The organism is Gluconacetobacter diazotrophicus PA1 5 (assembly GCF_000021325.1).
GTDB classification, from domain to species: domain Bacteria; phylum Pseudomonadota; class Alphaproteobacteria; order Acetobacterales; family Acetobacteraceae; genus Gluconacetobacter; species Gluconacetobacter diazotrophicus.
This window is the reverse complement of the sequence record NC_011365.1, coordinates 737,913-763,687: the sequence shown is the minus strand read 5'-3', so window position 1 is coordinate 763,687 and position 25,775 is coordinate 737,913. Positions and strand designations below refer to the sequence as shown.

The window sequence follows — 25,775 nt, the reverse complement described above, 5'->3', positions numbered from 1 at the left end:
ATCTCAGCAGAAATTAACAGTTCAGGGGCGCGTGGCCTCGGCGTAACCGCCCCTGAACGATCGGGCTCTTCAGCGATACCGGGCCAGCGCCAGGTCTTCATGCGCGATGTCGGGCGTGCGGCCCGACATGATGTCGGCCAGGACCCGGCCCGACCCGCACGCCATGGTCCAACCCAGCGTGCCGTGCCCGGTATTCAGGTACAGGTTGCCGATCTCCGTCCGGCCGACGATGGGCGTGCCGTCGGGGGTCATCGGGCGCAGGCCGGTCCAGAAGGTGGCGGCCGGCACGTCGCCCGCGCCCGCGAACAGGTCGGTCAGGGAATGCTCCAGCGTGGCCCGGCGGGGCGCGCGCAGGCTGGTGCTGAATCCGGCCAGTTCCGCCGTGCCGCCCACGCGGATGCGGTCGCCCAGCCGGGTGATGCCGATCTTGAATGTCTCGTCCATCACCGTGGATACCGGCGCGCGCGCGGCATCCAGGATCGGGGCGGTGATGGAATAGCCCTTGACCGGATAGATCGGCAGGTCCAGCCCCAGCGCCCGCACCATGGCCGGCGAGAAACTGCCCAGCGACAGCACATAGGCATCGGCTTCCAGCATGCCCCGGCTGGTGTCCACGCCGGTGATGCGCCCGCCCTCGCGCCGCAGGGCGCGGATGGTCGTGTCGTACAGGAAGGTCACGCCCCGCTCCGCCGCCATCGCGGCCAGGCGCTGGGTGAACTGGAAGGCGTCGCCGGTTTCATCCCCGGGCAGGCGCAGGCCGCCCACGATCTTCTCCCGCGCCCCGCTCAAGCCGGGTTCGGCATGGATACAGCCGGCGGTGTCCAGCACCTCGTACGGGACCTGGTACTGGTCGAGGACCCGCAGATCGTCGCCGATATGGTCCAGTTGCTTCTGCGTGCGAAAGACCTGCAGCGTTCCCTGCTGGCGGTCGTCGTAGGTGATGCCCGTCGCGGCGCGCAGATCGCCCAGGACGTCGCGGCTGTATTCAGCCAGGCGGACCATCCTTCCCTTGTTGCGGTCATAGGCGGCGGTCGTGCAGTTTTGCAGCATCTGCGCCAGCCAGCGCCATTGGCCGATGTCCGGCATCGGCCAGAAGACGAAGGGCCGGTTCTTCATCATCAGCCAGCGCACGGCTTTCAGCGGCACCCCGGGGCCGGCCCAGGGCGAGGAATAGCCGGGCGAAACCTGCCCGGCATTGGCAAAGCTGGTTTCCAGCCCGGCACCCGGCTGGCGGTCGATGACCGTGACCGAATGGCCAACCTGCGCCAGGTACCAGGCGGAACTCACGCCCACGACGCCGCTGCCGAGAATGATGATCTTCATGGTCCTGTGTGCCGATCTGTCAGGAGGAAAAAGCGTCGGAGCCGCCCGCGACATAGGCGCGGTGATAGCGATGCCCCAGCGATGTCAGGATTTCGTAGCCGATGGTGCCGGCCGCCCGGGCCACGTCGTCGACGCCACGGCGCGGCCCCAGCAGGTCTACCATGGTGCCGGGCCGGGTCAGCGTTTCGGGGGCATCGGTGACGTCGACCGTCATCGAATCCATCGAAATCCGGCCCAGCACCGGCAGTTGCATGTCGCCCAGCCAGGCGCAGCCCCGGGCGGCACCGCTGCGCATGAAACCGTCGGCATAGCCCGTGGCGATCGTCGCGATTCGCCGCATCGCACTGGGGCGGTAGGTCAGGCCGTAACCCACCCCGTCATTCGGGCTGACATGGCGCGTTTGCAGGATTCGTGCCTGCAGGCGTACGACCGGACGCATCGGGTTCGGGGTAGCGGCGTTGGGGGCCACGCCGTACAGCGCCGCACCGGGACGGACCAGATCGAAATGAAAGTCCCGCCCCAGGAAGACACCCGACGAGGCGGCCAGGCTGACCGGCGCGGGGGGCAGCAGGGCGCGCATTCGTACCAGGCGCGCACGCTGACGGGTACTGGCTGGATCGTCCGGGTCGTCCGCGCAGGCCAGGTGGCTGATGACCAGGCGCAGGTCGATCCCGCGCAGGCCGTCCGGGTCCGCCACGATCGCGCGGATCTCGTTCTCGGACAGCCCGAAGCGCGACATCCCGGTATCCAGTTGCAGGATCGACGGCAATGCGCGGCCCGCCTCATGGGCCAACCCGCGCCAGCGCTGGATCTGGTCGACACTGTTCAGGACCGGGATCAGGTCATCATGCAGACAGTCCTTCTCGGCCCCCGGCACGGCGCCATGCAGGACGATGATGCGCGCATCGGCGCTGACATGGCGTCGCAGCGCCATGCCCTCGTCCAGATGCGCGACGAAGAATGTCCGCGCTCCTTCCTCCTGCAGCGCCGGAGCGACCCGGGCCGCCCCCAGCCCATAGGCGTCGGCCTTGACCACCGCAGCGCATTCCGCGCCGGCGGCCAGGTTCCGTACCGTGCGGTAATTGGCCCGGATGGCATCAAGATCGATGGTCAGGGTCGCGCCGGCCCGGGCATGGGGCCATGCGGTATCGGCAATGGGGGGAACAGGCATGAATAGTGCGGGCTCCGCCAGGGAGAGGGAGGGATGGCGTCTGGCCCGACTCTAGGTCAGGATGGCCGGCATTTCCTGCCGAAGGATCGCATGATATGTCGCGGGCGGCCGGACCGCGCATCATCATGCGGCGGAATGGCGAAACATGCCGATTTGGTTGCCGAACCATGATGAACACAGACCCGGAATGATCATGGACAAGACGACCGAGGCGATTCTGCGTTATCTCGGCCAGGACGGACGCATGACCAACGCGGAACTGGCCCAGCGGGTCGGCCTGTCGCCGTCCGCCTGCCTGCGCCGGGTGCGACAACTGGAACAGGACGGTGTGATCCGGGGGTATCGTGCGATCATCGACGACAGGGCGCGCGAGGGCGCCACGACGGTGATCGTCCGCATCAGGCTGGAACGCCAGACCGAGGAATGCCTGCGCCGGTTCGAGGCCCGGGTACGGACCTGCCCGGACGTGCGCGAATGCTACCTGATGACCGGCGACGCCGATTACCTGCTGCACGTCGCGGCCCGCGACGCCGCGGATTACGAGCGTATCCATAACGAGGAACTCTCGCGCCTGCCTGGCGTCGCACAGATCCAGAGCAATTTCACCATCCGGCCGGTGATCCGGAAATAGGGGCTGCCGCCCGAGGGTAGGCGCCGGCGAAGCGGAATGGAGTGCATGATCGTGTCTGACCGGGCGACCGCCACCGTTCCCGACAGCCGCCGCGCCGCGCCGATCGTGCTGGGCCAGGGGATACGGTGCGGGTGGCGGTGCGGCGGATCGTTGCCACCATCCACGATCACCTGGCTGCCAACCTGCCGGTCGCGATCGACGGGCGCAACGCCGAAGGCGTGCATCAGGTCCGGGTCGCGCTGCGGCGGTTCCGCGCCCTGGCGGGCCTGCTGCGACGCGACACGCCCAATGTGGTACTGGAAGGGGCATCGGCCCATGCGCGGTCGCTGGCCGGGGCGGTGGGCGACGCGCGGAACTGGGACGTGTTCCTGCTGACCACGGTACCTGGATTGGCGGCGCTGACGCAGGTCGATGTCGACGTGGCAGGGGTGGTGACGCCGCTGGCGCAACCTCTGCGCCATGCCGCGTACGGCCAGGTGCAATCAGTCCTGGGCGGCGAGGAAGCCCGGCAATTCCTGCGTCTGCTGGGCCAGATGGGGGACGGAGATGTCTGGCTGGCATCGCTGTCGGCAGCCGGGCAGGAGACGCTGGAAGAGCCCGCCATTGATTTCGCCGTCCGGCACCTGACGCGACTGCACCGCAAGGCACTGCGCAAGGGCCGGGATTTCGCGCTGCTGACGCCCAAAGAGCGGCACGAGGTCAGGCTGGTCCTGAAGAAACTGCGCTATACGGCTGAATTCTTCAACGCGCTGCATATGCCAGGAGGGAAAGCCAAGCCCTATATTCGGCGCCTGGCTGCATTGCAGGACGTGCTGGGAATGGACAGCGACGTGCTGACGACGCGCAGCCTGCTGGCCCGGCTGGGCGAGCATGGCGGGGACGCACTTCAACATACCGTGGGGGCGGTGACGGGTTTCCTCTGCTGCCGCCAGCTTGGCGTACATGGGACGGCCCATAAGAAATGGCGCAAATTCTGCCGCCGTCCCGTGTTCTGGCAGCCCTGACCGCGAACCCAATCCGCCACCGTCATCGAACTGTCATCAGGACTTCACGCATTCGTCGTTGTCACAGGACGGACTGCATGCTCTTGCACGGCTGTTCTCAGCCGTCCCGTCGCTTCAAGCGAAGGAGATCATGTCATGTTCAAATCCGAGATCATCGAAATCGACGGTGTGTTCGTCGGGGTCGTCATTCAGTCCCGTCGCGACGGCGCACGGGTGTTCCGCGCCATCCACGAATGGCTGCGGCCGTTGAACGGTCAGATCATGTCATCCCTGCAGGAAGCCCGGAACGTCGCGACAGGCCTTTTCCGCCGCCAGCGCGTGGGGCTTGCGCCGGTCCTGACCTGACGGTCCGGCTAGGGGCGGCCGATCACCGCCCCTGAACGATCACCGCGCGATAGGACGCGCCCCGCCAGCGGTGCTGTGCGACGGCCTGATAGGGTGGGCTGTCGTACCACGCGCGGGCATCCGCCATGGTCGGAAATTCCACGATCACGACGCCTTCGGGCGCCAGCCCCTCCAGCACGTCCTGAGTGCCATAGGCGGCCAGGATCTTGACGGGATGCCCCTCGAAGGTCGTACCGACTGCCTGCATATAGGTGTCGAGTTCGGCGGCATCGTGGGTCGATTCACGGGTGAAGACGATATAGGCGGCCATGGCCTCTACTCCTTCAGGGGCAGCTACGTTGCCATGGTGCCGGGCGGCGGACCAGCGGGATCTACTTCATACAATTCCAGCGGCAGGTCGTCGGGGTCGGCGAAGAAGGTGAAATCGCGCCCGGTCAGGGCGTCGGTGCGAATCGGCTCGACCACGATTCCGGCCTGCTGCAGGTGTTCGACCGCCGCGTGCAGGTCCCGCACGGCGAAGGCCAGATGCCGCAGGCCGCGCGCCTCGGGACGCGAGGGACGTGGCGGCGGGTCCGGGAAGGAAAACAGTTCGATCTGCGCATGGCCGACGGCCAGGTCGCATTTCCAGGATCGGCGTTCGGCCCGATAGGTCTCGCGAATGATCGGCAGGCCGAGGATGCGCGTATAAAAATCCTTCGACCGGTCGTAATCCGCACAGATAATAGCCACGTGATGAAGGGCGTCGATCAAGGAACTGTCCTTCCGGCAAGCGTGTTGAGGCACCAGGGCAGAGGACGAAACGCCCGAACACGGGATTTGTCCCGGATGAACAAGCGGGAGGAGCAGACGACTATGACACCCGAAGCCACCGCGATCGACCTCTTTGCGCGCCACGGTGCCGAAGCCTTGGCCATTGCCCAGACCCATCTGGACGAGGCCCGCCTCGACGGCGACGCTGAAAAGGCACGCTACTGGATCGCGTCATGCGAGGAAATCAGGCGCCTGCATGCCGGCCAGGAATCGATGGAAATCGATCTGTCCCGATAGGCGGGGACCGTCCTTCCGGCCGGATCTCCTGCATTCGTGATCCCGTTGCCGCCTCGTCCACTGCATGAGACCCGCGCGGTTACCCCCATACGCAAACGTACCGTTTCGCGCCATCCTGCGTCGAATAGGCGTCGCGAAAAGGTGCGGGGGAATGAAACGGGAGTCGGGATCGTCCAAATCAGCCGGAGGACATGCGAGACGTACGCCTTTTGCGGCACAGGTGCCCCAGGCCCTTTCGCGTCTGCTCAATCACCATGCGCTTGAAGATCGGGGCCATGACAACATCGTCCGCATCGGCGATGCCGATCGGGCGTGGTCCGACCTCTATCATCATGCCCTCACGGTGCGCTGGCGCACTTTTTTCTGGTCTTCGCTGGCGTTCTACGTCCTGATCAATGTCGGGTTTGCCTTGCTATATATGATGGCGCCGGGGCAGGTGACGGGGACGCATCCAGGGGCGTTCTGGGATTACTTCTTCTTCAGCATCCAGACCCTGTCGACGGTCGGCTACGGCGTGATGGCCCCCGTCGGGCCGGTGGCGCATGTCATTTCGTCATTCGAATTGCTGGCCGGCATGATCTTGAACGCGGTCGCCACCGGCCTGGTCTTCGCCCGCTTCGCACGCCCCAAGGCGCGGATCATGTTCAGCGACCGCGCCCTGATTCGGGTTGAAAACGGAATCTCTCACCTTAGCGTGCGAATCGCGAACCGGCGCCTCAGCCCGATTCTGTCGGTCGGCGTGGAAATGTTCCTGGCCCGCCTGATCGTCCAGCCAAACGGACGCCTGGCCCGCCAGTTCGACCCGCTACCGCTGGTCCAGTCCCACATTCCCGTCCTGCGCTTCGCGTTCCCACTGATGCACGTCATCGACGAGCACAGCCCCCTGAACGGCCTGACAGTCGATGAACTGCGTCTGGAGGAGGCAGAAATCGTCGTGACCATGACCGGCACCGACGAGGTATCTGGACAAAGCGTCTTCGCCCGCAACGCCTACGGATTCGATCGGGTGCTCTACAACCACCGCTTCGTCGACATCATCGATTCTGGCCCCGACGGGCGCATTACGGTCGATTACACCCGCTTCCATGCGACGGAAGGGCATTGAGGTCCGTATTTGCTGATCCTGGAGATGCTCCATACGGACCGGACCTGCCGCGGAACGGCGGCAGGGTGAAAGTCGCCTACCTCGCCACGTAGGCAGCGGTAATAGCCGGGCTGGTCACGGCGCCAATCAAGGTCAGGAACTTGTACAGCTTGTTGACCTTCGCATTCGAGACAAAGATCAGATCCTTGTCTTTCATGACGAATTTCTGGGAAAGAAAGTAGTTCGTCGGGTTCATCAAATCGATATTGTAGATAATTGGCGTGCCACCGGGTTTCGGGGTCAGCCCGAGCTTCTGTGCCACCTCGTCGCTTTCATAGCGGAACAGGTAGATTGCGTTGGCGTCGGCACGATCGTCAGCCGGTCCGCCAATGCGCGCGATGGCCTGGTCAAGTGTGAGTACCGGTGTATTGAACGGCGTTTGCATTACGCGTGTTGCGCCGAAAACCGTATAGGTCCGGGGCAGGTAGATAACCTGGACCCGGTCGCCCGGCATAAGCGGGATGTTCTGCTCCGGATGGGTTTCGAGCGTACGCAGGGGAATGCTCCCCGTCACCCCATGGCGGGTCAGGAGTACCACGCTGTCCTCGGACGAGTGGCTCGGGCCACCTCCCATGGCGATGATGTCCAGAAGCCCCTCATGGGCGAGGGTGAGCATCTGACGTCCAGGGTGAAGAATGTCGCCCGATACGATGATGGAGTTATGCAGGTCGGTCATGATCCGCACAATGACCTGGGGATTCTGCGACTTCGCGGCCAGTTGGTCCTCGATCGTCTTGGCAAGCTGGGTCGGCGTTTCTCCCGCGACGAAAACGCGGCCGATATAGGGAAAGGGAATATAGCCCTGATCATCGACCTCGACGGGGGGGAGGGCTTCAATACTGGCTGCCCCTGATGCCGCCGCCCTTCCTCCTGTCAGGCCGCCGCCCGAAAACAGGCTGCTGCCAATCTCGAAGACGGAGATTGCAAGAACGTCGCCGGGGCCGATGGCCCCGTGTTCGCCCTGACCCGGCCCTTCTTTCTCCAGGGTGGAAAGAAGCGGAGGCGTTTCGTTTTGAAGCACGTCGAGTGTCTTCGGCGTGAACGGGACTATGCTGAAACCGATCGGGTTCAGTTTCGGGTCTTTTGCGGCTTGCAGGATCTGTGAACTGACCGGCCCGCTGCTAGGCAACGTACTGCATCCGGCCAGCAAGGCGGAGATGGCCAGGACACGAGCAACTGATGCGTAGCGATCGATCATGTAATCCGTACGGGCTAATGCGATATGGAGGCTCTTATGCAACGTCAGAAAATGTTATGCAAGAACGCAGGAGCCTTGTAGCTTGTCGTTCTGCGCGACCAGGGATAAAGTATTAAATTTCAAATTGGATGGACAAATAAAAATATAAAATACTATTATTGTCAATTGTTCGGTTTAATAAATTATGTCTTCTTTTTGTGAGGTGCCGTTGCTTCGTGATTCTCCCCCCCGTATTGGCGTCGATGGTTTCAATCTCGCGCTTCCGCGCGGAACGGGCGTTGCCACCTATGCGCGCACGCTGACTCATTGTCTCAAGGCAATGGGGTGCGCCGTGGATGTCCTCTACGGCATGAACATTCCCCGGCAAACACCGACGGCGCTTCGGGAAGTCATGTTTTTTGACAGTCTGGACCAGGAATCGACCGGCAAGTTGGCAAAGGCCTGGACAATGCGCTGGTGGCGGGATTGTGGGGTCGACATGATCGGTCACACGGCGGTCGATATACCAATCAGCGGCCGGGTCGAGGTGCGTGGATTTGCGCATCGCATGCCGGCGTTCGATCGGATTTTGAATGTACAGCATCTTTATCGCGTGGCTGCGCGGCATTTTCAGTATACTGGCCGCTTCCTGACAGTCACTATCCCCGATCCGCCAGCAATCATGCACTGGACCTATCCGTTACCTATTCGGTTGAAGGATGCGCGGAATATTTATACCATTCACGACTTGGTTCCGTTAAGGTTGCCACAAACGACGCTTGATGATAAAAAATATTATTTCAGCTTGATTCGTAAGTTGGCGCTGCAGGCGGACGCCATCTGCACTGTATCAGAGGCGTCGCGGGCCGAAATTCTATCGTTTTTTCCAGAGGTGAAGGAGCGATTGTATAACACTTACCAGTCGTTCCAGCCGAGTATGTCGATGGAGAAGTCTCAGAAGGACGATTTCACCCAGAAAAGCGAAGGGCTATTCGATCTGCGGCCTGGGGAATTTTTCCTGTTTTTCGGATCGCTGGAGCCCAAAAAAAACCTCGGTCGCCTTATTGAATCGTTTCTCATGGCGCAGACGGACCGCCCGCTCGTCATCGTGGGGGCGATGGCTTGGAAATCGGAAGCCGAATTGCGCTTTCTGGCACGGGGTGTTTCGACTGGACGAATCCGGCAGTTGGAATATCTGCCGACACCGTTGCTGATGGCGTTGATTCGGGGCGCCCGTGCGGTCCTCTTCCCGTCGCTGTCCGAGGGCTTTGGCTTGCCGGTGCTGGAGGCGTTGTCGTTCGGCACGCCGGTACTGACCTCAAGGGAAGGAGCCCTGCCGGAGGTCGCGGGAGAGGCGGCGCTATTCGTGGATGCGTACGATACCTCTTCCATCACGGCCCGGATCGAAGAACTCGACAGGGACGACGCGTTGCGCGCCAAACTGCGAGATCGGGGACCTCATCAAGCCGCGTGCTTCAACATGAAAAAATATGAAGATCGAGTGCGGGAAATGTACGAAGCCGTTCTGTAGCGCGTTGTGGTCTTTCCAGAAAATCAGGATTGGTTACAACCTCTTGCGCCATGGATAGGTGCCATCCGCTCGCGCAAGGGGTGAGCTTGTTGACGGAAAAGTGATGTATCATCTCTCGCTTCTGGCCGGTCGGTATTCCGCAGTTGATTTCCGGCTCCCGATGATGCACCTGTTTGCCATGGACGGGTTTGAAATTCCGAGCGGGACAATCGCCTCGGCTGGTTCGGCGCTTCTCGCGATTCCGCGGGGCTTTCACCGCGGACGTGGGGTCCGAAAGGCTTGGCCATTTCTGCTGGTGGTGATGCTGCCGACCTTCATCGCGGCAATTTACTATTTTTTGATCGCCGCGCCGCAATATGTCTCGCAGGCCGAATTCGTCGTGCGGGGGGCTTCATCCCAGCCCATGGGAATGCTGAGCAGCCTGCTGACGGGGGAGGGCGGATCGTCGGCCGACGAAGATGCCTACGTCGTGCAGGACTACCTGACGTCGCGGGATGCGGCCAGAACGATGCTTCGCACGCAAGGGGGCGCGGCGATGTTCAATCGCCCCGAAGGCGATTGGCCTGCCCGGTTCCCCAATATCTTTACGGGCGCGACCTTCGAGCATTTTTATCGCTATTATAAGCGGCATATCACCGTTGATCTCGATACATCGACGTCCATAACGACCCTTCAGGTCCGTACCTTCCGCGCGCAGGATTCCCAAGCCGTTGCACAGGCTCTTCTTGTCGCGGCGGAACAACTCGTCAATCAGATGAATGCGCGGAAGCGGGCCAACATGATCGGCAGCGCGGCGAAGGAACTTGCGGAAGCGCAGGATCAACTGCGGGACGTAGAGGAGCAGATGGCCGCCTATCGCAATCGGGAGGCACTCTTGGACCCACTCAAGCAAGCGGCCCCGATGTTGTCGAATATCAATGAACTGCAGGTGGCGCTGACGTCGACGCGGATACAGCTTGCCCAGGTTCAGACAGAATCGCCGAATAGTCCTTCGATTCCGGTGTATCAGCATCGGATCGCGGTGCTGGAAGATCAGATTGCCAGGTCGAACAAGGAGGTTACGGGGTCGAAGACCTCGCTGGTCCCCAAGATCACGGATTACGACGCCTTGGTGATTAAACAGGAAATTGTCGAGAAAGGGTTGGCTGCGGCGGCGTCCGCCTTGATCAGCGCCAAAGGGCAGGCGGATCGGCAGCAGGTCTATCTGGAGGAGATTTCGCAGCCGGATTTGGCGGATTATGCCACATATCCGCAGCGGATTGCCGACGTGCTGATTGTCTTTGCGACGTTCTTGATGGTCTACCTGATGGGTAAGCTGATCATTAATGGCGCGCGTGAACACCAGATCGTGTGAGTGACACGATGAACACACCATCGCTTCTTACGCTGTTCCGGGTGCAGATGCGGGTGATCGGCGCGCTTCTAATACGCGAATTGCATACGCGGTTCGGGCGCGAGAATCTTGGTTATCTCTGGATAGTGGGAGAGCCGATCTTATTCTGCGCGGGTGTTGCTATCGCCTGGACGGCCATACGGCCCGCGCATGAACATGGTCTGCAGACGACTGCTATTGTCATAACGGGCTATGTCCCCCTGACAATGTGGCGTCATTGCCTTGCTCAATCCGTCCACGCCTTCAACGCGAACGGCAGTCTTCTATTCCACCGGCAGGTGACGCCCCTGGATTTAATTCTTACGCGGGTTATCCTTGAAGTTATGGGTGCCTTAATCGCCGGTCTGATCGTCACTGTCGGGGCAATTATACTGGGGTTCATGAAGCCTCCAGCAGATTATGGACTGCTTTATCTGGGAATTTTTTATCACGTTTTATTTTGCCTCGGGACGGCACTTGTGGTTGCACCGCTGTCGGAGATGTCAGAACTTTTAGAAAAAACGATTTCAGTCATATCCTATCTGTCGTTGCCGGTATCCGGCGCGTTTATGATGGTTGATTGGATACCGCAACATTACCGCTGGATTCTTCTGCTTTCGCCTAGCGTGAACAGTATCGAAATGGTACGTGGTGGGCAGTTTGGTTACTCCGCGCATGCGCATTATGACTTGGTCTATGATAGTTGGGCTACGGTTACTATGATTCTTTTGGGCTTGTCGCTGACACTTCGGGTTCGTCGTCATATATTAGTTCAATGATTCGTTGTATCGACCTTGTGAAAGAGTATCACGTACCCGGTGGACGCCGGCGTGTACTGGACCATGTAAATTTTCAGCTTGATCGCGGGCGGCGGCTTGGTGTTCTAGGCCGAAATGGTGCTGGGAAATCGACGCTTATCCGTATCATCGGGGGAGTGGAATTTGCGACATCTGGACGTATTGAGCGCACAATGTCTGTGTCCTGGCCCCTGGCATTTGGTGGTGCGTTTCAGGGAAGTCTAAGTGGTCTAGACAACCTTCGCTTTATTTGCAGGATCTATAATCTCGATTACCCGTCTACCCGAGCATTCGTGGATGATTTTGCCGAACTCGGGCGGCAATTGGGGGAACCTGTCAAGACCTACTCATCAGGAATGCGTGCGCGCCTTGCATTTGCGCTATCGATTATCATCGAATTTGAATGCTATCTTATCGACGAAGTTATCATGGTCGGAGATGCACGTTTTTTGGCGCGATGCCAAGACGAATTGTTTGGGAAACGTCAGGACAGGGCGCTCATTATCGTTTCTCACGACATGGGTTTTATCCGTGAACATTGTGATCAGGCGGCTATCATCCATGGGGGTAAATTTGTACCTTATGGTAGTGTCCATGATGCGATCGAAAGTTACGATAAGTTATAATTATTGCTTTTTTAGGAGGTAAATAAAGTGAGATATCTTTATAAGATCTACGCGGAGTAGTCGATTTCGTTTATAATGGTTGCCTTTGCGACGAGTGCGGACGCCCCTCAAGCTCCTCTTCCTGGCCTTGAACCGGGCCGAGAAAGAATGGGATCATGCCCCCAAGGGAATGGTCCATGGCAAAGGCCCAGTTCGCCATTCTCTTCGGTGACCGCTTCGCGCGGGCCACCGTCTGATCAACAACGTGAACAACACCTCACACACGAAATTCCTGACAGTCCCGCCCTGGCGTCATACCGCCATAGCGCTTGCGCCAGTTGTAAAAGGTCGCGTCGCTGATACCGGCCTTGCGGCACACCTCCGCAACCGGGGTTCCTTCATCTGCCTGGCGCCAGATGAATGCGATCTGCGCCTCAGAAAACTTCGACTTCTTCATGGAACTCTCCTTCTCCCGTCGCCAGGATCATAAGTGGAAAATTCCTGCTCAAAGTGGTCTGAATATCGGGAGGCACGTCCTCTCCTCATAAGCCGCATCGACGAGAGTATCGTGTCGATCGGTTCCCATTTGATCAAGGTTGTGATCTCGTTCAGCAATGACGAAACCTGTTCCACAAGGTGAAACTCAGTGCAATCTTGATTAATCGAACGATTCGAGGTCGTAATTCATACTACTTCAAGTTGAACACCAGAGAACTATCAACATGGTTTGGGGAGTTGTCCAATTGACGAACTAGCCAGGTTTTTATAAGATAAAAAATCAATCCACACAAATTCATCAACGATAGAGATATAATGAAAAAGTATCACGATATAAATAAAGTACATCAAATAACAATTTTGGGAAACGGAAAGCTGCCAGACAATCTTCCAAAAATTATTGAAAATAATATTAGTTGCATAAAAGAATTTTATCCAGACTCGGAATATAAAATGTGGAGCGGAGAAGATATTCGTCAATTTTTATTGAAAAACTTCTCAGAAGAAGTCTTGTGGGCTTATGATAAAATAAAACCATATGCCTATAAGTGCGATTTGGCCAGATTGTGCGTTCTATACATACATGGAGGAATGTATATTGACCTTGGTGTAAGATTAATGAACAAATGGGATATACCATCCGCAAAGGGCCTCGCAGCATTTCGGGATGTTCCATTTATTACTCCCAGTTGGACTGCCCTTCAGAATGGCCTGATCTGGTCACTGCCCGGTCGCCCGGAATTAAAGAAAGCTATAGACTGGATTGTTGAAAATTGTCGTACACGCTACTATGGCAGCCAGCCTCTTTATCCTACTGGTCCAGTTTTGTTTGGACGGGCCTGCGTAGCAACAATGGTTGAGAGGGGCCAGAATAAATCGGCAGATGATCAGCATGTTGGGAATTGTCGTTGTATCACACCAGACGCAAAAATGCTGAATGTGGCTTATGTTTCTAAAGAAGGTGTTGTTGTCGCTCTCCGGGCAAAAAAAACAGGGGGCGATTTAAGAGATATTGGGATATCCGGCTCCAATAATTACAACGACATCTGGCGTGCGCGGCAGATGTATTCTGAGGAAAATCATGTTTGGGATTTTGATGATCTGAATGTAATTGTCGAGGGACGAGCAACTCGAACTAAAACAGGTATAGCTGTTGCTTCGGGTGCAGAAGGGCGCGTATTCTATGGTCCTTTCGCAACGTTAGAAGGTGGGTCCTATCGTCTAAAAATAGAATTCAGTCCTGAAACAAAATTTTCAAGGTTTTTTGTAGATATATGCGCTGGCAATGGAAATAATGTAATTAATTGTTTTAATTTTCAAGATAAATCAATTAAAAATCATGATTCGATAGATCTTGATTTTGTTCTTTCTGAATTTAGCGAGAATGTTGAGTTCAGAGCCTCCGTATTTGGAGAGTTTTCTGGGGAAATCCGTCGTTTAACGGTGACCAAAAGTGATCGAAAGGAGATTGGAGATAGAAAAGAAATCGACAATTATCGACAAATCTGGGATTTTCGCTCAAAGCAGATTCAGTTGATTGGCGTTTCTCGCACATCTACTGGAATTCTTATTCCCAAAGGTACGAAAGGTCGAGTCATGTTCGGTCCTTATTGTGATTTAAAATCTGGGGAATACACATTAAAAATATTTTTTGGAGACAAGACTAGGTTTTCAAAAATTATGATTGATATATCAGGTGGGAACACTCATGAGAGTGTTTATAAGTTCAATTATAAAAAATTGTTTCCTTCTTATCATTCTGAAATAGAATTCCCATTCTCTTTGGCCTATGACCAAACAGGTGTTGAATTTAGACTTCACGTGGATAGGGATTTTTCCGGAGAATTCGTGAAATACGATCTTATTTCAAAATAAGTCGTTGGCTTACTATATAAAAGGTAGAGATAGGCTATGTCTGAATTTCATTCCATTTCATATCTGCATCAGGTTTTGATTGTAGATGGGCTTGGTCTTCCCGAAAAAATTCCTCTCGCTGTACAAAAAAATATAGATGCTGCCAGAAAAATTTACCCAGAGGCGGAATATATTTTGTGGAGTGGTGAATCATTACGTGACTTTATACGCTCCAATTTTGATGGAGAGGTTCTGGCCGCTTTTGATCTGTTGGTGCCCTACGCTTATAAATGTGACTTGGCACGTTTTTGCTTAATGTATATATATGGGGGAATATATTTTGACTTATCGAACAAACTATTAAATTATTGGAAGATTCCAAAGCATTTTGGTGTTGCGGCGTTTACGGAAATGTACCCTGGGATGGAAAGTTGGACTTGTGTCCAGACGAATCTTTTGTGGTCTTTGCCGGGCCGTCCAGAATGGGAACGTGCCATCAATGGAATTGTCCGAAATTGTAAAGAACGTTTCTATGGAATCCATGATCATTATCCAACGGCAGGTGCCTTGCTGGGTCGTTCATTTGCTGCCGCTATGGCTGACAAGGGACAACGGTTTGAAGCTGATGACCAGTTTATGGGCGAAGTACGATATGTTACCCCTGAGCGTCAGCCTCAAAACGTAACCTTCATTACGCCGGATAGAAATCTGGTGTGTATTCGTAATAAAGCCGTTGCTGGAGATATTTCGGAACTTGGTCTTTCTGGTGTTAATAGCTATGTCAGATTGTGGGCTAGCAAATGCGTTTATGGGGAGACTGATCATTGGAAGTGGTATCCAGGCGAGATTAAGATTCATGCTGAAGATTGTGCTATTTTAACTTCCACCGGGTTGACTGCGAAGAAAGGTGCTCATGGTAGATTTATGTATGGGCCTTTTGCTGATCTAGAAGCTGGTAGCTATGAAGTTATGTTTAAATTCAGTGACGATACAAAATTCTCTCGTGTATTTCTTGATGTGTCAGCTAATTATGGCTCTAAAATTATTAAGGAATATGACGAACGACATGATGATATTATAAATAAAAATAGTGTAAAATTCTCATTTGATATTAGTTCTCCTCATCAATACGTCGAATTTAGGATGAGTGTATTCGGGGATTTTTCGGGAGAGTTGCATCATATTTCTCTCGACAGGACAGACAGAGTTTTTGATTTTTCTGACCCGAATATACAAACTATCAATGTGAAACGCGAAAAACATGGGATTGTTATCCCTGTAGGGAGTGAAGGGCGAATTATGTATGGCCCCTATATTGGGCTAGAGGCTGGATACTATAAACTTGAAGCTTATTTTGATTCAGACTTATTCGCCGACTATATAGAAATAGAAATTTGTGCGGGAGGGGGGAATAACGTCATTTCAAAAATCGTGAAAAAAAATATAAAAAATTATATTGAGTTTAATTTTGAGTTGGCGTGCTCATATTTAGACATTGAGTTTAGAGTGTCAGTTGGTCCGATGTTTAATGGAATTTTTCATAAATTTGTGTTGTATAAACATGATAATAATGTAGAATTGAACACATATAATATAAGCGATAAGGAAAATGAGGTGCCCGGGATTCTCCGGAAGCTGTTTGGTTTAAGGCACGCGGTTACATAGGCCCTGTTGACTTACTCTGTATTTTTATCCGGCCCAGATAGAGTCCCGCTGGAGATTATACGCCGAGGGCGTGGGGCGTGCAACGGGGGCGGGCCTATCCTGAATTTCGTGTGTTTGGTGTGATGCTGAGGAAGGAGACGCATCATGGCCCGACGCAAGAAGCCCGTGATCCCTGACGATGTTCTGGACCAGGTTCTGGCTGGTCGCGTGGTCCGCACGATGTCGGACGCGGACGCCCTTCTGGGGGATATGAAGAAGGCGCTGGCGGAGCGGTTGCTCAACGCCGAACTGGACCACCATCTGGACGGCGAGGCTGTGGCCGGCCGCCCGAACTGCCGCAATGGCTACGGGCAGAAGACCGTGCTGACGGATGGGGGCCGGGTAATGAGACCTGTGCGCGGGTGGTGGACGTTGTGCCTGAACAGTGATTCTGTTGTCGCTGGTATTGAGCGTGGAGCATGGCGATGGCGCACCGATTGATTGGTCAGGACTGTCTTGTGTTTTCACGGCCCGATCGAAAGCCCTCGTCATTGGATGAGATCGTGAAGCTGATCGACTGGCGACCGGTGGCGGCCCTGCTGGTGCAGGTTTATCCCGCGCCGAAAGGCGAAGCAGCATGGCCGCCGCTTACGATGTTCCGGGCGATGCTGCTTGCGGTCTGGCATGACCTCTCGGACGTCAGGTTGGCAGAGGCGCTGGACGACCGGGCATCCTTTCGCCGGTTCTGCGGATTTTCTGCACAGGAACCGACACCCGAGCGCACAGCGTTTGTACGGTTCCGACGCGAACTGGCCGCCCGCTCGCTCGACAGGGCCTTGTTCGAAGCGGTGACGGGTCAGTTGAAAACGCAGGCGATCCGGATCAAGACCGGCACGATCGTCGATGCGACGATCATTACGTCGCAAACGGAACATGATGGCGAGGCCCGCTGGGTCAAGCACAAGGGCCGCAAGGCCGTGCATGGCTACAACGCCCATGTTGGCGCGGACGCGACGACGGCTTTGGTCGAGCAGATCGCAATTACCCCGGCCAATATCAATGATGGACGCGCCGGTCCGGACGCCGTGCCCGACGATCCTGGCGAGGTTTTTGCAGACGGTGCCTATCGTGGCAATCATTTCCGCGATGCCGTCCGGTCGAAAGGTGGCACGCTCCGCGTTGCCGCAACGTCGATGTGGGGACACGACGAACAGGAAACGCTTGCCAGGTTGAAGGCCTGGAACGACGCCGTCCACCGGACCCGGGGCCGGATCGAAAAGATCTTCGGCACATGGAAACGAAGTTACGGCCTGCGCCGCATGCGATGGCGGGGTCTCGCCAAGGCCGCCATCCAGATCCACGTTACAGCCATTGCCTACAATCTCAGACGGACCCTCACGATCCTCGCATTAGTCGCATAACGGGTTGGCGACCACATCAGTTCTGAAACGCGTCGTGAAGCATTTTAAACAATAAAGACGCAGGCCAGTGCAGCGTCTTCTGTCTTAAATACAGGTGGCCCCAGTAATAACCACCATTCGCGCACAGGTCTCATCATTACCGTGTGGCAGGACACCTCTGGCAACGGGTATCTGTCGCCGAATGCCGCGAATGCATCCATCAGTTTCTACGCCAAGGGCACCGGCGCGATCGGACTTTACGGCAACATCGCGTTTTCGGGCTATGTCGCGACGCCCGCCAGTTGCGGCTCGCTGGCGGGATCGACCGGCTGCTTCACGTTCAAGGATCAAAACGGGAGCACGCATTATGTTCCGGCTTGGTAAGCTGCTGGCGCTCTGCGCGTTCGTCCTGGCTGGGGCGGCTCACGCGGGGGCGCCGACCCTGACGGGATCGCTGATCCAGACGGTCGACAGCGACCGTGCGACCTATACGAGCGGGGACGTGGCACGGTTGTTCGTTGGGCTCGCTAACGGCACCGGCGGCGCGTTCAGCGGCACCCTGACCGCGACCGTGAGCGGTCGCGGCGTGCCGGTGGGCCAGCCGGTGGTGGCGGCCGTGAGCAGCCTCGCGGCATCCGCGTCCGCCACGGTGGAGATCGATATCCCGACCGTGGGCATGGCCGATCATCAGGGCTATTACGTCCAGATCGTCGCGGCCAACGCGGCCGGCACCGCCGTCGATACCCAGGCCGCCGCGATCGATTACTCGCCTGACTGGTGGGTCTATCCGCGCCAGTGCTGGTTCACCGGCACCTTCACGGCCGGGGGCGGCTGGAACCCTGCCGGGATCTACGGGACGCCCGAGGCCGACATCGCCGGACTCAATGCCTATCACTGCAACAATCTCCAGTTCTACAACCAGCTGTATCGCTGGCATAAGCCCTGGACGGACGCGGAAAACTGGGTGAACGGGGACAACCTGACCCAGTCCGCGCAGCTGATCCGGCGCGGCATCGCCACGGCCAGGCGATACCGGATGGGAACGCTGTCCTACTTCCCGCTTTACGGTGCGAATGTCGGGATCTCGCCAGATTTCACCCAGGACGGCTCCGGCGCGAGCCTGCAGTGGGCGATGTTCAGCGATAACTGTGGCGCGACCTCGTCCTGCAAGCTGAGCGATGTCTGGCATTTCGATGCCAACGTCGGCTACATGAACCCGAACAATGTGAACTGGCAGTATTACTGGGCGCAGCAGGCCCGGCAGGTCATCCAGCATTTCGGGTTCGACGGCATCTTCGTCGACACCTACGGCACGATCAGCACACCGCTTTGGGACTGGTCCGGCAACCGGATCACTCTGGACACGGCCTATTCCTCGTTCCTCAAGACGGTGACGGGCCTGGTGGGCGCTCCGATGACGCTGAACCCAGCCAGTTCCTATAACGAGCAGGATCTGGTGCAGTCGGGTCAGGAACTCTACCACTTCGTGGAGCGGTGGGACCATGGCGACGATATCAGCGGCTATGGCGCGTTCTGGAACAAATCCGCGCAGGTCTGGGGGTGGGCGAACCGGACGCCGATCAATATCGGGCTCGACTGGGACATGGGGCTGGACAAGACCGTGGCTGCGTCGTCGTCATGCTCCACCAACGGCGGCTCGACGGCCTGTAGCTTCAGCCTGCCCGGAATCCTCTACCAGGAGGCGACGATCCTGGCGACTGGCGCGCATCACGCCTGGATCGTGGGCGGTCAGCAAAATGCCGGCGACGGCGCGCGCTTCATTTCCAACGATGACTTCCCAATTGGCAACATGCTGTCGCTGCCGGCCGGGATGGCGCAGGCGGAATACGACTACCAGAATTTCGGCGTGGCCTATGAAAAGCTGCTGCGGAACAACGTCGCGGTCACCGGCAATGCCTACCCCTCCATCATCTCCGGCGCGACAGGGAATGCGACGGCGACGGCCGGGGCGGTCTATCTGCTGCCGCTGCATCGCGCCGGCTTCGACATCCTGCACTTGCTCAACTTCCAGCAGATGCCGGCAGCGGGGATGAGCGACGTGTCGGACCCCAACGGGACCTATCCGGCGCCGACCAAGACCGGTGCGCTGGCGGTCAAGATGTATGTGACCTCGGGGGGCACCCTGGGCAACCTCTACTGGGCCAGTCCCGATGCGGCGCACGGAAAGGCCCGGCAACTCGTCTACACAACAGGCGCCGACACTAGCGGTAATTACATCACCTTCACCCTGCCCAACTTGACCTATTGGGACATGGTGTGGATTGAGAATGGCGTGGCCGCCAGTGACTATGTTGCGCCGTGAGTAATGAGACCGGTGCGCGGGTAGTGTGATCTGCTCCCGACAAACTGGATCGTTTTTGGGTAGAGTTTTCCGTGCGCCTTTTCTCTGGCTGGGATGAGCGGAAAACGATGAAGGCATCGAAATTTTCGGACGCACAGAAGGCGTTCATTCTGAAGCAAGGGGCTGATACCAACTCCGGTCGGCCCTGACTCATATGTGATTGCCTGACGGTATCGTTCTGGAACGAGCTGTGATTCACAGGATGCCGAACCGGGCGGGAGGCATCCGAATGGGCGGGGCGTTAGCGTTGCGTGAGGATTATGATGCGGCGGGACTGCGTGCTCTGGCGCGGACAACGAGGCATGCGGGCCAGGCGCGTCGGCTTCTGGCGCTGGCGGCGATCTACGATGGTGCGTCACGCGGAGACGCGGCACGACTGGCTGGGACGGATCGGCAGATTGTGCGGGACTGGGTGGTGCGTTTCAACGCCGAGGGCCCGGATGGCGTGCGGGATCATCATGGGGGCGGTGTCGTTCCCCGCCTGACACCAGCCATGTTGGAAGCGCTGATGCGCCGGATCGAGGACGGCCCGATCGCTGCCGTGCATGGGGTGGTGCGCTGGCGGCAGGCTGATCTGGGGCAATGGCTTTATGAGGAATTCGGCGTCTCTCTTTCGCGCAGCCGGCTGAGCGCCGTTATCCGGGGCCTCGACTTCCGCCTTCTGACGGGACGCCCCCGGCACCATGCCCAGGATCCCGAGGCCCAGGACGTTTTTAAAAAAGCTTCCCCGACGTCATGGCCGGGATCCGGGCCCGGCATCCCGGCAAGGCCATCGAACTCTGGTGGGGCGACGAGGCGAGGGTCGGCCAGAAAACGAAGCTGACGCGCCGCTGGGCCAGACGCGGCACCCGTCCACGCGCGCCTGCCGATCAGCGCACACGTTCGGCCTGGATCTTCGGAGCGATCTGTCCGGCGCTAGGCAAGGGAGCGGCCCTCGTCCTGCCCTGGTGCAACCTCCACGCCATGAACCGGCATCTCGACGAGATCTCGCAGGCCGTAGCGCCGGGCGCTCACGCTATCCTCATCGTCGATCAGGCAGCGTGGCATACCAGCCCGAAACTCGATATCCCCGCCAACATCACCATCCTGCCGCTCCCGCCACGCTCGCCCGAACTCAATCCGGTGGAAAACGTCTGGCAGTTCATGCGCAATACCTGGCTGTCGAACCGGATCTTCCGCACCTACGACGACATCGTCGATATCTGCTGCCACGCCTGGAACCAGCTCGTCGACCAGCCCTGGCGCATCATGTCCCTCGGGCTACGACAATGGGCACATGGGTTTTAACAAACAGGAGTTGGTATGACGGCATCCCCGTCGCGGAGCTTTGTCGGAAGGCCGGGATCAGCCAGGTGACGTGCCACCCGGAAATGTAACCATTTAAAAGTAGAGTCCGATCGAGAAGGATACGGACGAATGAAACGCAGTCGTTTTACGGAAGAGCAGATCATAGGGGTGCTGAAGGAACAGGAGGCTGGGCTCAAGGTCTCTGATCTTTGCCGCAAACACGGGATCAGTGATGCGACGTTTTACAAATGGAAGACCCGCTATGGTGGCCTTGAGGTATCTGAGGCCAAACGGCTGAAGGCATTGGCAGATGAAAACAGTCGTCTGAAGCGTCTCCTGGCGGATGCGATGCTGGATAATGCGGCGTTGAAGGAAATTGTTGGAAAAAAGTGGTGACGCCTGTCGCAAAGCGGCAGGCGGTCCTGCACCTTCAAAAGGCTCTGGAACTGAGTGAGCGTCGCGCCTGTGCCCTTGTTGGTCTTGCCAGGCGTGTTGCGCGGTATGTTTCCACCCGGGCAGATGATGCCGCCCTGCGCCAGCGCCTGCGGGATCTGGCGAGCCAAAGACGCCGCTTTGGCTATCGCCGTCTGGGTGTTAATTTCTGCTGAGATTTGACCCTGGGTTTTCATCGAGAACTGACCCGGCCTTTGGTTATCTCTGCTATGTTTTATGGGCTGGTCAAGCGGTTGCCTTTTCCTTCCGGTTCCTGGGGGCGGCGGAGCTTGCGCGGAACCGGTAGCTGTCATTTCCGGTTTCGAGGATATGACAGTGGTGGGTAAGGCGATCGAGCAGGGCTGTCGTCATTTTGGGATCACCGAAGACTTCGCCCCATTCGCTGAAGCTCAGATTGGTGGTGATGATGACGCTGGTGCGCTCGTAGAGACGGCTGAGGAGATGGAACAGCAGGGCACCGCCTGATGCGCTGAACGGCAAATAGCCAAGTTCGTCCAGGATCACGAGATCGAGGCGCAGGAGACGTTCCGCGATCTGTCCTGCTCGATTGGCGGTTTTTTCCTGTTCGAGGGCGTTGACGAGGTCGACCGTGGACCAGAACCGTATCTTCTTGCGGTGATGTTCGATCGCCTGCACGGCAAGTGCGGTGGCCAGATGGGTCTTGCCGGTTCCTGGTCCACCAATGAGGACGACGTTGTCGGCACGGTCGATGAAATCCCCGGCATGGAGTTGACGGACCATGGCCTCGTTGACCTCGGCGGCCGAGAAATCGAACCCTGCCAAATCTTTGTAGGCCGGGAACCTGGCAGTCTTGGTTTGATAGGCGATGGAGCGCACCTCTCGCTCGGCGAGTTCCGCCTTCAAAAGCTGGGAGAGGACGGGGATGGCGGCCTCGAATGCCGGCGCACCCTGTTCGGTCAGTTCGGCCGTGGCCTGGGCCATGCCATACATCCGCAGGCCGCGCAGCATGACGACGAGGGCACCGGCCGCGGGATCATGACGCATGACGGGCCTCCCCGCGCAGGGCGTCATACCGTCCGGTATCGGCCTGAGGCTCGCGTTCGAGCACCAATGCCTGCGGCGCGTCTGACCCTGCCCCGAACGTGCCCTCAGTTTTGAGTTAGGGTCTGTGTATTGTTGTATGCCTTGGTGGCGTGTTGAGCGAAAGCCTCTGGCGTCATGCCATTGAGGCTGGTGTGAGGCCTGACGGCGTTGTAGTCGGCCCGCCAGTCCTCGATGACCGTCCGAGCGTGGGCGATGTTACGGAACAGATGCTCATTGAGGCATTCGTCGCGGAACCGGCCGTTGAAGCTCTCGACGAACCCGTTCTGCTGCGGCTTGCCCGGTGCGATATAGTGCCACAGCACCGATCGCTTCTGCTGCCAGGCCAGGATCGCGTTCGATGTCATCTCGGTGCCATTGTCGCTAACGATCATCAGCGGCCAGCCGCGATGCTCGCCGATCCGGTCGAGTTCACGACCGAGGCGTTCGCCTGATAACGAGGTGTCCGCCACCAGCGCCAGACATTCGCGCGTGTAGTCGTCGACCACCGTCAGCACCCGGAAGCGCCGTCCGTTGTTCAATGCATCCGAGACGAAATCCAGGCTCCAGCGCTGGTTCGGCCCGTCGGGCAGCATCATCGGCGAGCGCGTGCCCAGCGCCCGTTTCCGGCCGCCACGCTTGCGGACCGACAGCCCCTCTTCGCGATACAGCCGGAACAGCTTCTTGTGGTTCATCGTCATTCCTTCCCGGCCGAGCAGGATATGCAGTCGCCGGTAGCCAAATCGCCGTCGCTCCCCAGCCAGTTCGCGCAGCCGCCCGCGCGCTGCGGCATCATCCGGGCGGCGTGACGCATAGCGCCAGGTCTTCGGGTCCATGCCGATCAGCCGGCAGGCCCGTCGCTGCGAATACTCTTTCTCCCGGATCGCCCAGGTCACGGCTTCCCGCCGCAAACCGGGCGTCACGAGTTTTTTGCCAGTAGTTCCTTCAGCGTCGAGACGTCCATCACGCTCTCCGCCAGAAGCCGCTTCAGCTTCGCGTTCTCTTCTTCAAGAGCCTTGAGGCGCCGCGCTTCCGACACCTCCATCCCGCCGTATTTCGACCGCCAGGTGTAGAAGGTCGCGTCACTGATCCCGTGCTTGCGGCACAGATCCGCAGCCGTAGCGCCCGCCTGATGCTCTTTCAGGACCCCGATAATCTGGTCCTGCGTAAATCGCGCTTTCTTCATCGTCTGTCTCCAGTGGACAGACCTTACTTCAATGCGAGGGCATTTCAGGGGGCAAGGTCACGTCGAGCCTGGGTGCTCCTGTTTTCTTGGCGTCCGTCAGACGATGCAACGTATTGAGGACGTGTGTCTTGGTGGCTACTCCCTCCTCGAGCGCGAGTTCAACCGCGCAAAGCACGGCCTGCTCATCATGCTGCAGCACCAGGGCGAGGATCTCGACCATTTCCCGGTCGCCGCCCGTGCGCCGGAGGAGGTGCGTCTGCAGCGTCCGGAACGCCTCGGGCAATTCAGAGAAGGGCGCGCCATTGCGCAAGGCCCCGGGTTTGCGCTGGAGCACCGCCAGGTAATGCCGCCAGTCATAGATCGTGCGACCGGGCACGCCGTGGGACCGCTCGACGATCCGGGGATGTTCGCATAGTATCCGTCCCTCGGCCGCGATCACCAACCGGTCGGGATAGACGCGCAGGCTGACCGGCCGATTGGCAAAAGAGGCGGGCACACTGTAGCGGTTGCTTTCGAACTGCACGAGGCAAGTCGGCGAAACCCGTTTGGTATGTTCGACGAACCCGTCGAACGGGCGCCCTGGAACCATCAGGTGAGGCACTTCCGCCGCATGGGCCTCGGCGAGGCTGCCGGGCAATTCGACATGCCTCAAGATAGTCCAACGTTCCCGGCAACGCGCCTCGAGCCAGACGTTCAGGGAGGCCAGATCAGGAAAATGCGGCATCTCCTGCCAGATCTGCCGCCGGGCGTCCTGGACGGTCTTCTCGATTTGACCTTTCTCCCAACCCGCTGCCGGATTGCAGAACTCCGCCTCGAACAGATAATGGCTCACCAGGGCCGAAAAACGCAGATTGACCTGGCGGACCTTGCCGGGCCCAACCCGGTCCACGGCGGTTTTCATATTGTCAAAAATACCTCGACGCGCAACCCCGCCCAAAACGCGAAAGGCTTCCGTCAGCGCGTCGAACAGCATCTCGTGAGTCTGGAGCGGATACGCCCGCAGAATGAAGGCCCGGCTGTAGGACAGCTTGGTGTGGGCGACCTGCAGCTTGACGCGCCGCCCTCCGATCACCGCCCAGTCCTCTCCCCAGTCGAACTGGAAGGCCTCTCCGGGTTGAAAGCGCAGCGGAACGAACACGCCGCGTCCCGTCGTCTGCCGCGCCCTTTGCTGTTCCGCCTTCCAGTTCCGGATAAAGGCCGCAACCCGTCCATACGATCCGTCATAACCCAGCGCTACAAGGTCCGCATGCAGGCGCCGCCCCGTGCGGCGCTGCTTGCGCGACTTTGACGTCTCCAGAGCAAGCCAGGTCGCCAGTTTCTCCGCAAACGGGTCCAGCCGGCTCGGGCGCCCGGCAACCTTGAACTGCGGCTCAACCGTCTCCGCCCGGAGATACTTGCGGATCGTGTTGCGCGACAATCGCGTCCGACGCTCAATCTCGCGGATCGGTACATGATCCCGGTAATGCCACCGCCGGATCACACTCAACAATTCCATGCTGATCACTCCTTTAACCCCCGGACAGTTGCTCCGGGGAAGTGTCAGACACGGGTCAATTCTCAATGAAAATTTCCGCCCCTACAGGGTCAGTTCTCGCTGGAAATCAACAGCCAACAATGTCACGCTGGACTTCTCCCGACCCGGCAAACCGACGGACAATGCGTTTATCGAGGCCTTCAACGGACGTCTGCGGGCGGAGTGTCTGAACGCCCACTGGTTCCTGACGCGTGCGGATGCACGCGAAAAGTTGGAGGCTTGGCGTAGAGACTACAACGAGGTCCGCCCGCATGGGGCGATTGGCAACAGGACGCCGATCTCGCTGCATCTTCCCGGTGACGCACCCAGCCCGTTACCGTGAAACCACGCCGGAAACTCTACCATCCGGCGGTCCAACCTTCGGGAGCA

At 58.2% G+C, this 25,775-nt stretch carries 22 protein-coding genes and 6 pseudogenes; 19 read left to right on the top strand and 9 right to left on the bottom strand.

The window, feature by feature from the left end:
• Positions 1 to 69: 69 nt before the first annotated feature.
• Both GDIA_RS03315 and alr read right to left on the bottom strand, forming a co-directional pair.
• Entirely contained in the window at positions 70 to 1,323 is a 1,254-nt protein-coding gene (locus GDIA_RS03315) for a D-amino acid dehydrogenase (RefSeq protein WP_012553284.1), read from the bottom strand.
• A 19-nt stretch (positions 1,324 to 1,342) separates the two neighbouring features.
• Positions 1,343 to 2,494: an alanine racemase gene (gene alr, locus GDIA_RS03310; RefSeq protein ID WP_012226415.1), complete on the bottom strand. Its 1,152-nt coding sequence runs from the start codon at positions 2,492 to 2,494 to the stop codon at positions 1,343 to 1,345.
• A gap of 187 nt (positions 2,495 to 2,681) precedes the next feature.
• Here alr and GDIA_RS03305 point away from each other — a divergent pair, with 187 nt between their 5' ends.
• The 3 genes from GDIA_RS03305 to GDIA_RS03295 all read left to right on the top strand — a co-directional run bounded on the left by GDIA_RS03305 (position 2,682) and on the right by GDIA_RS03295 (position 4,474).
• Entirely contained in the window at positions 2,682 to 3,125 is a 444-nt protein-coding gene (locus GDIA_RS03305; RefSeq protein WP_041249417.1) for an Lrp/AsnC family transcriptional regulator, read from the top strand.
• Positions 3,126 to 3,262: 137 nt separating this feature from the next.
• Positions 3,263 to 4,129 (top strand): CHAD domain-containing protein, encoded by an 867-nt coding sequence (locus tag GDIA_RS03300; RefSeq protein ID WP_157864129.1) that lies wholly within the window; start codon positions 3,263 to 3,265, stop codon positions 4,127 to 4,129.
• Positions 4,130 to 4,264: 135 nt separating this feature from the next.
• Entirely contained in the window at positions 4,265 to 4,474 is a 210-nt protein-coding gene (locus tag GDIA_RS03295; RefSeq protein ID WP_012226409.1) for a hypothetical protein, read from the top strand.
• Positions 4,475 to 4,496: 22 nt separating this feature from the next.
• Here GDIA_RS03295 and GDIA_RS03290 read toward each other — a convergent pair whose 3' ends face one another.
• Positions 4,497 to 4,784, bottom strand: a complete 288-nt coding sequence (locus GDIA_RS03290; RefSeq protein WP_012226408.1) for a DUF1330 domain-containing protein — start codon at positions 4,782 to 4,784, stop codon at positions 4,497 to 4,499.
• Between the two features lie 23 nt (positions 4,785 to 4,807).
• Positions 4,808 to 5,224, bottom strand: a complete 417-nt coding sequence (gene gloA2, locus GDIA_RS03285; RefSeq protein WP_012226407.1) for an SMU1112c/YaeR family gloxylase I-like metalloprotein — start codon at positions 5,222 to 5,224, stop codon at positions 4,808 to 4,810.
• A 102-nt stretch (positions 5,225 to 5,326) separates the two neighbouring features.
• On the opposite strand from gloA2, the gene GDIA_RS03280 reads away from it, so the two are divergent.
• Both GDIA_RS03280 and GDIA_RS03275 read left to right on the top strand, forming a co-directional pair.
• Positions 5,327 to 5,521, top strand: a complete 195-nt coding sequence (locus GDIA_RS03280; protein ID WP_041249416.1) for a hypothetical protein — start codon at positions 5,327 to 5,329, stop codon at positions 5,519 to 5,521.
• Positions 5,522 to 5,585: 64 nt separating this feature from the next.
• Entirely contained in the window at positions 5,586 to 6,626 is a 1,041-nt protein-coding gene (locus tag GDIA_RS03275) for an ion channel (protein WP_012226405.1), read from the top strand.
• Between the two features lie 76 nt (positions 6,627 to 6,702).
• Here the strand turns inward: GDIA_RS03275 and GDIA_RS03270 are convergent, their stop codons facing one another.
• Entirely contained in the window at positions 6,703 to 7,863 is a 1,161-nt protein-coding gene (locus GDIA_RS03270) for a polysaccharide biosynthesis/export family protein (RefSeq protein WP_012553279.1), read from the bottom strand.
• 208 nt (positions 7,864 to 8,071) lie between these two features.
• Here GDIA_RS03270 and GDIA_RS03265 point away from each other — a divergent pair, with 208 nt between their 5' ends.
• From GDIA_RS03265 to GDIA_RS19865, 5 genes and pseudogenes are all read left to right on the top strand, one after another.
• On the top strand, positions 8,072 to 9,373 hold the full coding sequence (locus GDIA_RS03265; RefSeq protein ID WP_012553278.1) for a glycosyltransferase family 4 protein: 1,302 nt from the start codon (positions 8,072 to 8,074) through the stop codon (positions 9,371 to 9,373).
• Between the two features lie 103 nt (positions 9,374 to 9,476).
• Entirely contained in the window at positions 9,477 to 10,727 is a 1,251-nt protein-coding gene (locus tag GDIA_RS03260; protein WP_244455090.1) for a KpsE/RkpR family capsule polysaccharide export protein, read from the top strand.
• A gap of 8 nt (positions 10,728 to 10,735) precedes the next feature.
• Complete coding sequence (locus tag GDIA_RS03255; RefSeq protein ID WP_012553276.1) at positions 10,736 to 11,524, top strand: ABC transporter permease; 789 nt, start codon at positions 10,736 to 10,738, stop codon at positions 11,522 to 11,524.
• Positions 11,521 to 12,168: an ABC transporter ATP-binding protein gene (locus GDIA_RS18310; RefSeq protein WP_012553275.1), complete on the top strand. Its 648-nt coding sequence runs from the start codon at positions 11,521 to 11,523 to the stop codon at positions 12,166 to 12,168. The genes GDIA_RS03255 and GDIA_RS18310 overlap by 4 nt, the downstream gene beginning before the upstream one ends.
• Positions 12,169 to 12,277: 109 nt before the next feature.
• Positions 12,278 to 12,404: pseudogene (locus GDIA_RS19865) on the top strand (IS256 family transposase); the annotation flags it as partial.
• 50 nt (positions 12,405 to 12,454) lie between these two features.
• Here GDIA_RS19865 and GDIA_RS03245 read toward each other — a convergent pair.
• A pseudogene (locus GDIA_RS03245) lies at positions 12,455 to 12,604 on the bottom strand (transposase); the annotation flags it as partial.
• A 356-nt stretch (positions 12,605 to 12,960) separates the two neighbouring features.
• Between GDIA_RS03245 and GDIA_RS18305 the strand changes: the two are divergent.
• The 8 genes and pseudogenes from GDIA_RS18305 to GDIA_RS18285 all read left to right on the top strand — a co-directional run.
• The gene (locus tag GDIA_RS18305) at positions 12,961 to 14,520 is read left to right on the top strand and encodes a glycosyltransferase family 32 protein (protein WP_012553273.1); all 1,560 of its coding nucleotides are present in this window, start codon (positions 12,961 to 12,963) and stop codon (positions 14,518 to 14,520) included.
• Between the two features lie 36 nt (positions 14,521 to 14,556).
• The gene (locus GDIA_RS18300) at positions 14,557 to 16,164 is read left to right on the top strand and encodes a glycosyltransferase family 32 protein (RefSeq protein ID WP_012553272.1); all 1,608 of its coding nucleotides are present in this window, start codon (positions 14,557 to 14,559) and stop codon (positions 16,162 to 16,164) included.
• A gap of 144 nt (positions 16,165 to 16,308) precedes the next feature.
• Positions 16,309 to 16,542 (top strand): annotated as a pseudogene (locus tag GDIA_RS03235) (transposase); the annotation flags it as partial.
• An 80-nt stretch (positions 16,543 to 16,622) separates the two neighbouring features.
• Positions 16,623 to 17,564: an IS5 family transposase gene (locus tag GDIA_RS03230; protein ID WP_244455089.1), complete on the top strand. Its 942-nt coding sequence runs from the start codon at positions 16,623 to 16,625 to the stop codon at positions 17,562 to 17,564.
• Positions 17,565 to 17,705: 141 nt separating this feature from the next.
• Positions 17,706 to 17,927, top strand: coding sequence for a hypothetical protein (locus tag GDIA_RS19350; RefSeq protein ID WP_012553269.1), 222 nt, complete (start codon positions 17,706 to 17,708; stop codon positions 17,925 to 17,927).
• On the top strand, positions 17,911 to 19,866 hold the full coding sequence (locus tag GDIA_RS03220; protein WP_012553268.1) for a glycoside hydrolase family 66 protein: 1,956 nt from the start codon (positions 17,911 to 17,913) through the stop codon (positions 19,864 to 19,866). The genes GDIA_RS19350 and GDIA_RS03220 overlap by 17 nt, the downstream gene beginning before the upstream one ends.
• A gap of 268 nt (positions 19,867 to 20,134) precedes the next feature.
• A protein-coding gene (locus GDIA_RS18290) for an IS630-like element ISGdi4 family transposase (RefSeq protein WP_157864088.1) occupies positions 20,135 to 21,192 on the top strand; the annotation gives its coding sequence in 2 pieces (ribosomal slippage) (positions 20,135 to 20,627 and positions 20,627 to 21,192; 1,059 coding nt in all).
• A 129-nt stretch (positions 21,193 to 21,321) separates the two neighbouring features.
• Positions 21,322 to 21,788 (top strand): annotated as a pseudogene (locus GDIA_RS18285) (transposase); the annotation flags it as partial.
• 82 nt (positions 21,789 to 21,870) lie between these two features.
• On the opposite strand, the gene istB reads toward GDIA_RS18285, so the two are convergent.
• From istB to istA, 3 genes and pseudogenes are all read right to left on the bottom strand, one after another.
• Positions 21,871 to 22,650: an IS21-like element ISGdi17 family helper ATPase IstB gene (istB, locus tag GDIA_RS03200; RefSeq protein ID WP_012224987.1), complete on the bottom strand. Its 780-nt coding sequence runs from the start codon at positions 22,648 to 22,650 to the stop codon at positions 21,871 to 21,873.
• A gap of 104 nt (positions 22,651 to 22,754) precedes the next feature.
• Positions 22,755 to 23,872 (bottom strand): IS3-like element ISGdi11 family transposase gene (locus GDIA_RS03195; RefSeq protein WP_157864127.1). Its coding sequence is split into 2 segments (ribosomal slippage): positions 22,755 to 23,620 and positions 23,620 to 23,872, totalling 1,119 coding nucleotides; the frame shifts between segments, so codons are not numbered across the junction.
• Positions 23,873 to 23,933: 61 nt separating this feature from the next.
• Positions 23,934 to 25,367, bottom strand: a pseudogene (istA, locus tag GDIA_RS03185) (IS21-like element ISGdi17 family transposase); the annotation flags it as partial.
• Positions 25,368 to 25,479: 112 nt separating this feature from the next.
• Here istA and GDIA_RS18280 point away from each other — a divergent pair.
• Positions 25,480 to 25,728: pseudogene (locus GDIA_RS18280) on the top strand (integrase core domain-containing protein); the annotation flags it as partial.
• Positions 25,729 to 25,775 lie beyond the last annotated feature (47 nt).

What these genes read in the sequence shown, in the direction of transcription:
- GDIA_RS03315 (WP_012553284.1), bottom strand. Translation starts at nt 1,323, where the DNA reads ATGAAGATCATCATTCTCGGCAGCGGCGTCGTGGGCGTGAGTTCCGCC.
- alr (WP_012226415.1), bottom strand. Translation starts at nt 2,494, where the DNA reads ATGCCTGTTCCCCCCATTGCCGATACCGCATGGCCCCATGCCCGGGCC.
- GDIA_RS03305 (WP_041249417.1), top strand. Translation starts at nt 2,682, where the DNA reads ATGATCATGGACAAGACGACCGAGGCGATTCTGCGTTATCTCGGCCAG.
- GDIA_RS03295 (WP_012226409.1), top strand. Translation starts at nt 4,265, where the DNA reads ATGTTCAAATCCGAGATCATCGAAATCGACGGTGTGTTCGTCGGGGTC.
- GDIA_RS03290 (WP_012226408.1), bottom strand. Translation starts at nt 4,784, where the DNA reads ATGGCCGCCTATATCGTCTTCACCCGTGAATCGACCCACGATGCCGCC.
- GDIA_RS03280 (WP_041249416.1), top strand. Translation starts at nt 5,327, where the DNA reads ATGACACCCGAAGCCACCGCGATCGACCTCTTTGCGCGCCACGGTGCC.
- GDIA_RS03275 (WP_012226405.1), top strand. Translation starts at nt 5,586, where the DNA reads ATGAGACCCGCGCGGTTACCCCCATACGCAAACGTACCGTTTCGCGCC.
- GDIA_RS03270 (WP_012553279.1), bottom strand. Translation starts at nt 7,863, where the DNA reads ATGATCGATCGCTACGCATCAGTTGCTCGTGTCCTGGCCATCTCCGCC.
- GDIA_RS03260 (WP_244455090.1), top strand. Translation starts at nt 9,477, where the DNA reads ATGTATCATCTCTCGCTTCTGGCCGGTCGGTATTCCGCAGTTGATTTC.
- GDIA_RS03255 (WP_012553276.1), top strand. Translation starts at nt 10,736, where the DNA reads ATGAACACACCATCGCTTCTTACGCTGTTCCGGGTGCAGATGCGGGTG.
- GDIA_RS18310 (WP_012553275.1), top strand. Translation starts at nt 11,521, where the DNA reads ATGATTCGTTGTATCGACCTTGTGAAAGAGTATCACGTACCCGGTGGA.
- GDIA_RS18305 (WP_012553273.1), top strand. Translation starts at nt 12,961, where the DNA reads ATGAAAAAGTATCACGATATAAATAAAGTACATCAAATAACAATTTTG.
- GDIA_RS18300 (WP_012553272.1), top strand. Translation starts at nt 14,557, where the DNA reads ATGTCTGAATTTCATTCCATTTCATATCTGCATCAGGTTTTGATTGTA.
- GDIA_RS03230 (WP_244455089.1), top strand. Translation starts at nt 16,623, where the DNA reads ATGGCGATGGCGCACCGATTGATTGGTCAGGACTGTCTTGTGTTTTCA.
- GDIA_RS03220 (WP_012553268.1), top strand. Translation starts at nt 17,911, where the DNA reads ATGTTCCGGCTTGGTAAGCTGCTGGCGCTCTGCGCGTTCGTCCTGGCT.
- istB (WP_012224987.1), bottom strand. Translation starts at nt 22,650, where the DNA reads ATGCGTCATGATCCCGCGGCCGGTGCCCTCGTCGTCATGCTGCGCGGC.